Below are 4,525 nucleotides of genomic sequence, written 5' to 3'. Positions count from 1 at the left end.
GCGGCCGCAGCCGGTCGCTGGCCGCCCAGCGCGACTGCCACAGCACCGGCAGCCGCTTGCTCATCGCATCGAACCCGGCGCGGCCGTGGTACGCGCCCATGCCGCTGGCCCCTACCCCGCCAAACGGCAGGCCATCGGCGGCGAAGTGCAGCAGCGTGTCATTCACCGTCACCCCGCCCGCCACCACCTGGCCGAGGATGCGCTCCACCGTCGCGCGGTCGTGGCTGAAGGGATACAGCGCCAGCGGCCGGTCACGGGACAGCACGTCGGCCAGCGCCGCCTCCAGATCCGGGTAGGCCCGCACCGGCAGGATCGGCCCGAAGATTTCCTCGCGCATCAGGTCCAGATCGTCGGGCGGGTCCAGCACCACGGTCGGCACCAGCAGGCGCTCGCGGTCGGCGCGCGCCTCATCCACCTGCGCCAACGGAATCACCGGCACGCCACGTTCGCGCGCCTGCACCAGGTAGCCCTGCAGGCGCTGGTACTGGCCCTCGTTGATGATGCGCGTGTAGTCGTCGGCATTGCTGAAGTCGCCATAGCGTTCGCGCACCTGCTGCTGCAGCGCCTGTACGAACTCGCGCTGGCGGACCGTATCGATCAGCACATAATCCGGCGCAATGCAGGTCTGGCCCGCGTTGAACCACTTGCCGGTGGCCAGCCGCGCGGCGGCTTTGCCCAGCGGAAAATCGCGGCAGACGATGGCCGGCGACTTGCCACCCAGTTCCAGCGTAACCGGCACCAGATGCTCGGCGGCGGCGGCCATCACCTTGCGGCCCACGGCGGTCGAGCCGGTGAACAGCAGATGGTCCAGCGGCAGCGAGGACACCGCCGCGGCCACATCGGCCCCGCCCTGCACCACCGCCACCCGATCGGGCGGGAACACACTGGCCAGCAGATCGGCCAGGAACGCGCTGGTGCGCGGGGTGTGTTCGGAGGGTTTCAGCAGTACATGGTTGCCAGCGGCAATCGCGGTGGCCAGCGGCACCAGCGCCAGCGTGACCGGGTAGTTCCAGGGCGAGATCACCCCGACCACGCCCAGCGGCGTCGGCCGCAGCTGCGCACGCGCCGGCCACAGCTTCCAGCCTGCACCGACCCGCTGCGGCTTCGACCAGCGCCGCAGGTGGCGGCGCAGGTGGTCGATGGCCGACAGCACGCTCATGCCATCGGCCAGCTTCGATTCGACGTGGACGCGGTGGCCGAAGTCCTCGGCGATGGCCTGGGCCATTTCATCCAGGCGTGGCTTCAGCGCTTCGCGCAGGCGGCGCAGGTCGGCTTCGCGCTGGTGCAGCGTGGGGCGCTGCGACTGCCAGGCGCCGCGCAGGGTGTGCAGGAGGGCGGGGAGTTCGGCCCGGGAGGTGGTGGTCATGGGCCGATTGTAGGGTCGAGCCGTGCCTGGCTCGCATGCCAACCTTCACGCCGTGGGAAAGGATCTCATTCGGATGCCTCTCGACCGCCTTGCATGCGTTCACCCCCTCATGCAAACCCGTCCATCACTACGTCTTCTGCTGGTCGGTAGGTTGTGCCGGGCAAGACTGCGGTTCTGGCAACTCAAGCGGAATCTTGATCGGGTATTCGGGGCTGCCGTAGGCGTAACAGGAGGTGGTGACCTGAATGTCATCACATGGCAGGAAGTGCACGGTGACGCCGCAGACTCTCTGATCGGTGTAATCCGGGACGGGGACGACTTTGCTGTGCGTTCTCTTTTGTGCCTCGATCTGTTGCAACCAGGCGTCGTATTTCGACTCATCTGCAAATCCAGGAAATCCTTCTGAGCCTCCTACCCCGGTTTCCCAATCGACTCGTACCATCAACCCTGGCCGCCACTGATCTGGAACCGTGTAGCAGCACCCTCCACCGCCGCCTTGATACGGGCCAATGATGTCAACGGCCGAACGGTCATCGACACTGAATCGGTTGATCGCCCAATGGGTGTGGTTGACGCCATAGATCGCACTGGCATCCACCACGTAGGTAGACAAGAGCAGAGGTGGACCAACAAGAAATGCCAGCACCACGTGCTTCAAAACAAACATCAATGAAACTCCACAATGTATAGCCCTCATACTTTGTCCGAGGGAACGAATGCGCTACTCCGGCGCAAACTCCAGCCGCCAATCACGCAGGAACTCGACCTCCCGCGCGATCAGTGCTGATTCTGCTGCGGGCGCGTCGGAGAACTGCTCGCCCGACATTGGAATCGTCTTCAGGGGGACATTCCGATCACCTACGAAGAAGTGAGGCGTAAAGCAGTAAAGCTCATCGCCCGATTCCGTGGGCTGCTTCACCAACGTCGCAAACACGGCATTCGTCGGCATGCTCGGTTTGGCGCCTGAGCACCACGGATGCGACGAGACGATGTCCTGAATCCGCGCACCAGCCCGACGGAACCCCGTGGGACTGAAAACCTTGCCGAGAGAGACTCGATGCACCCGATAGGTGTCGACTTCCGGTTGCGCCTCGACAAGCCATCCTGAGTTGTCATGCGATGTGCAACTGCAATCGCAGGTCACCAGCGTTGCGTTTGGTACGGCGTTGTTCCAGGACAGCCAGACCTTCTCTGTCTTGCAAAGTTGTTTGATCACGGGCGATCTTTCCTCGACTCGCAGGCTTCCCTGCGGTGTCGCACCGTCGGCAGCTACATGCGTTTCTGCGCCGGCCGCTGACGCTGAGACAGTGATGATCGCCGCCAGAAGTGCGCTGCGCATGCCCCGATCCGATTCGATGAATACCCATGCTATGGGACGCACTGACGAACAACGGGAGCTCGGGCCATTTGCGTCAGAAGTTGGCAGTTCTTGCTAGAGGTCCCCGTCTTCTGTGTGGCTGGATACGTCATCCCGCACCGGTACGATCAAATACTGGGCTGATATGTAGATTCGTACTTGTTTCATTGCCGCACGACGTCAGCGCGCTGAAGGTAGTGTCCCACCTCCAATAACATGCGTGGATGCGACTCGCATTTGCATTTCTGACCGGATGTCTTCTCATGGCCGGAGCTTCCGATGCCAGCGAACAGTCCACTGATGTCGCGGCAGTCGGCCTGAACGCCGAGCGCGAACACATCCCATTGGTGGGCGACAGCCTGGCTGCCGTCGTCGGCGAGCTCGAGGGCGATGCCACACCTGGTGCCAGTATTGGCAGGGTGCTCGAGGCGCTTGCAGAGAGGCTCGAGCGTACGATCTGCCGTGTACAGATTCCCATCAATGACAGCTCGCGTTCGTTCGGCGTGATCTGCAGCGGACCCGATGTAGACAGCCTCTTCCCGCACTACACCGCCTTGCGGCAGGCGAGCACACCGGCGGAGCATGATCGGTACGGCCGTCGCTTCCTGGACGCCTATGCGGCGTTGCTCAGGGATGCACCGGATGTTGCCCTCACGCGACCAAGCAAGGATGAGGCGGCAGATGGGTTGTTACATGTGCTCTTTCCGTTCGAGGCCTGGGATAAAAGGCTGAACATCCCGCGCCATCAGGTGCACTTCCCGTTCGTTCCTGTGTGCAACCTCCTTGCCGATCGCGCTGCGCGCTGCCCGGGAGCCGACCAGTTGCGCAGAAAGATCGAGCAGGCAGGCGATGAGAGTGAACAGCGCTTGTTCTGCATCAAGGAGTTCTCGAGGCGAAGGCTGGCGGAGAAAGGTGAGTGCCCCGAAATGGCCGCCACAGGCCCCTGATACCCATCGCATGCTCGCGCCCGCAAGTGACGGTTTCCTGGAGAATGTACTTGTTTAGCTTGATCTTCGCCGTGCTCGCAACACTGGTTCCAACAGAGGATACGAAGGCTGACGGCGGAAGATCGGTAACCGCTGGCAGCAACATCACACTGCGATACGACGGCGAGGAGAATGGTCGCTACCGGAACCTGTCGGTGATGAAGCAGGGCAAGCTGGTGCGCCGCATAGCGTTGAGCAAACGCTCGTACTCTCTGTTCGAGTACGACACCGGTCCGGCGACGTCCCCTGACGGTCGGTATGTGCTTGTCACTGACGTGGAATCCGGTGAGGTTGGCATGCCGGATGGACGCCGTTCTCTGCAGGAAAGGCAGTAATGCGGTTTCATCGACACACGAAGCGGGTGCCTGCTTGCGCGTCAGACCGGGCAATTCTGTGGAGGGCAGTTCAATGACGTTGGAGCCTGGGTATCTCCGGCCCTTCCCAACCTGACCATTTCTGAGGAGCGCCCTACCGCAGAAGACTATGCCTCAGGCCGCCCGAGCCCCTCGGATGCGCCCGATGGTTCCATCGATAATCTGCTTCGCTGCGACCCGCCAGGTCCAAGCAACAGGGAACACTACGGGAAGCTGATCGATGCGGGGATCTTTGAAGTCACTCCTTCGCAGAGAAAGGCGCTGTACGGCGGGTAGAGCCGACTGTTGATCGACTGCACCAGGCTCTAACTTGCACTGCCTACCGCGATTGGGTCAGAGCCCTTTCGCATGCGAAAGGGTTCCGACCCCGGGCGCGATACGGGCTGTGGCTTCGGATGCTTTTCAACCGCGATTTCGACATTGTGCGCTGCCTTTTCGCGTC

Annotated in this window: 5 protein-coding genes; 2 read left to right on the top strand and 3 right to left on the bottom strand. The window is 62.5% G+C overall.

The annotated features are described in order from the left end of the window. From N5C25_RS20165 to N5C25_RS20155, 3 genes are all read right to left on the bottom strand, one after another. A partial coding sequence (locus tag N5C25_RS20165; RefSeq protein ID WP_279937768.1) for a coniferyl aldehyde dehydrogenase occupies nucleotides 1-1,366 on the bottom strand: 1,366 nt, incomplete at its 3' end. A 127-nt stretch (nucleotides 1,367-1,493) separates the two neighbouring features. Then, the gene (locus N5C25_RS20160) at nucleotides 1,494-2,033 is read right to left on the bottom strand and encodes a DUF3304 domain-containing protein (RefSeq protein ID WP_279937767.1); all 540 of its coding nucleotides are present in this window, start codon (nucleotides 2,031-2,033) and stop codon (nucleotides 1,494-1,496) included. 54 nt (nucleotides 2,034-2,087) lie between these two features. Continuing rightward, on the bottom strand, nucleotides 2,088-2,705 hold the full coding sequence (locus tag N5C25_RS20155; protein ID WP_279937766.1) for a hypothetical protein: 618 nt from the start codon (nucleotides 2,703-2,705) through the stop codon (nucleotides 2,088-2,090). A 281-nt stretch (nucleotides 2,706-2,986) separates the two neighbouring features. Between N5C25_RS20155 and N5C25_RS20150 the strand changes: the two genes are divergently transcribed. Then, nucleotides 2,987-3,670 carry a hypothetical protein gene (locus N5C25_RS20150; protein ID WP_279937765.1) on the top strand — a complete coding sequence of 228 codons (684 nt, stop codon included), beginning with the start codon at nucleotides 2,987-2,989 and terminating at the stop codon, nucleotides 3,668-3,670. A gap of 50 nt (nucleotides 3,671-3,720) precedes the next feature. Then, nucleotides 3,721-4,044: a hypothetical protein gene (locus tag N5C25_RS20145; RefSeq protein WP_279937763.1), complete on the top strand. Its 324-nt coding sequence runs from the start codon at nucleotides 3,721-3,723 to the stop codon at nucleotides 4,042-4,044. Nucleotides 4,045-4,525 lie beyond the last annotated feature (481 nt).

This window comes from Stenotrophomonas sp. GD03958 (assembly GCF_029839005.1).
In the GTDB taxonomy this organism is placed as follows: Bacteria; Pseudomonadota; Gammaproteobacteria; order Xanthomonadales; family Xanthomonadaceae; genus Stenotrophomonas; species Stenotrophomonas hibiscicola.
This window is presented reverse-complemented; position numbering and strand designations above follow the sequence as displayed.